The sequence below is a fragment of the Streptococcus sp. A22 genome, assembly GCF_043674215.1.
Classification (GTDB): domain Bacteria; phylum Bacillota; class Bacilli; order Lactobacillales; family Streptococcaceae; genus Streptococcus; species Streptococcus suis_V.
Map to the genome: position 1 here is coordinate 1 of NZ_JBIMJQ010000058.1, position 2,090 is coordinate 2,090.

The window sequence follows — 2,090 nt, forward strand, 5'->3', positions numbered from 1 at the left end:
GGAAAATCCACTGGTTCAGAGAGTATTGGACACTTATCCTCTGGGGTCATTGGTTTCCTATAAGGGACAGGACTTTGAGGTCGTGTCGGTCAGCGATGCTCGATTGAACGGTTTGATTCGGATTGAGTTAGTTAATGACTTTTCGGATATCATTGAACAAAATCCAGTTCTTTATGTGAGGACCTGGGAAGAAGTCAGTCAGGCACTTCATCAGCCAAAGGCAGAACCACAAACAGAGTTAGAAGAAGCGGACCAAGAACTAAATCTTTTTTCATTTCTGGAAGAGGAGCCAGTTCAGAGTATTGGACTATTGGAACCAGATGGTTCAGAAAAAGGTCATAACGATACTGATCTTGAAGAAACAGATAATCAAATTCCTGAAGAGGAAGTCGCCGAAACAATTCCAGAGATTCCAGTAACGGACTTTTATTTTCCAGAAGATATGACGGACTTTTATCCAAAGACTGCTAGAGATAAGGTTGAGACAAACATTGCGGCCATTCGTTTGGTTAAAACACTTGAAACGGGACACCGTCAGGCAAGTAAAAATGAACAAGAACTCCTTGCCAAGTATGTAGGCTGGGGTGGACTAGCCAATGAATTTTTTGATGACTATAATCCAAAATTTTCTAAGGAACGAGAAGAACTGAAAAGCTTAGTCACAGATAAAGAGTATTCGGATATGAAACAGTCCTCTCTGACAGCCTATTATACAGACCCTACCCTTATCCGTCAGATGTGGGATAAGTTAGAAAGAGATGGCTTTACAGGTGGCAAAATCCTAGATCCTTCCATGGGAACAGGGAATTTTTTTGCAGCAATGCCCAAACACTTAAGAGAAAAGAGTGAGTTATATGGTGTGGAATTAGATACTATTACAGGAGCTATTGCCAAACACCTTCATCCCAATAGTCACATTGAAATTAAGGGCTTTGAGACGGTGGCTTTTAACGACAATAGTTTTGATTTGGCGATTTCAAATGTGCCCTTTGCCAATATTCGAATTGCGGATAACAGGTACGATAGGCCTTACATGATTCATGATTACTTTGTCAAAAAGTCACTTGATTTGGTCCATGATGGTGGACAAGTAGCGATTATCTCTTCCACAGGAACTATGGACAAGCGAACAGAAAACATCTTGCAAGATATTCGTGAGACAACTGAATTTCTTGGTGGGGTTCGACTGCCTGATTCTGCCTTTAAGGCCATTGCAGGAACGAGTGTCACAACGGATATGTTATTCTTCCAGAAACACCTGAACAAGGGATATGTGGCAGATGACCTAGCCTTTTCAGGTTCTATTCGCTATGAGAAGGATAGTCGCATTTGGCTCAATCCTTACTTTGATGGAGAATACAATAGCCAAGTGCTAGGAACCTACGAGGTCAGAAATTTTAACGGCGGAACACTTTCTGTTAAGGGGACTAGTGATGACTTGATTGCAAGTGTCCTAACTGCTCTAAATCACGTTAAGGCCCCAAGAGAGATTGATAGAAATGAGGTCATCATTAACCCAGATGTGTTGATCAAACAAGTCATTGATACCTCCATTCCAGCTGAAATGAGGGAGAATCTGGGTCAGTACAGTTTTGGTTACCAGGGTGCTACAGTTTACTATCGAGATAATAAAGGCATTCGAGTCGGAACCAAGACGGAAGAAATCAGTTACTATGTCGATGAAGAGGGCAACTTTAAAGCATGGGACACCAAACATTCTCAAAAGCAGATTGATCGCTTTAATGCCTTAGAAGTGACTGATAACACTGCTCTGGATGTCTATGTGACCGATGATGCAGCAAAACGTGGTCAGTTTAAGGGTTATTATAAAAAGACTGTTTTCTATGAAGCTCCTTTGTCAGATAAAGAAGTGGCACGAATCAAAGGAATGGTCGATATTCGCAATGCTTACCAAGAAGTCATTGCCATTCAACGCTATTATGACTATGATAAGGAGAGCTTTAACCACTTGTTAGGTAAACTCAATCGTACCTATGATAGCTTTGTCAAACACTATGGGTATTTGAACAGTGCAGTGAACCGCAATCTTTTTGATAGTGATGATAAGTATTCGCTTCTTGCTAGTTTGG

Annotated in this window: 1 protein-coding gene; it reads left to right on the forward strand. The window is 41.1% G+C overall.

The genetic code is table 11. The features are described 5' to 3' along the window. A partial coding sequence (locus ACHBHN_RS11210; protein WP_394734151.1) for an N-6 DNA methylase occupies positions 1-2,090 on the forward strand: 2,090 nt, incomplete at both ends.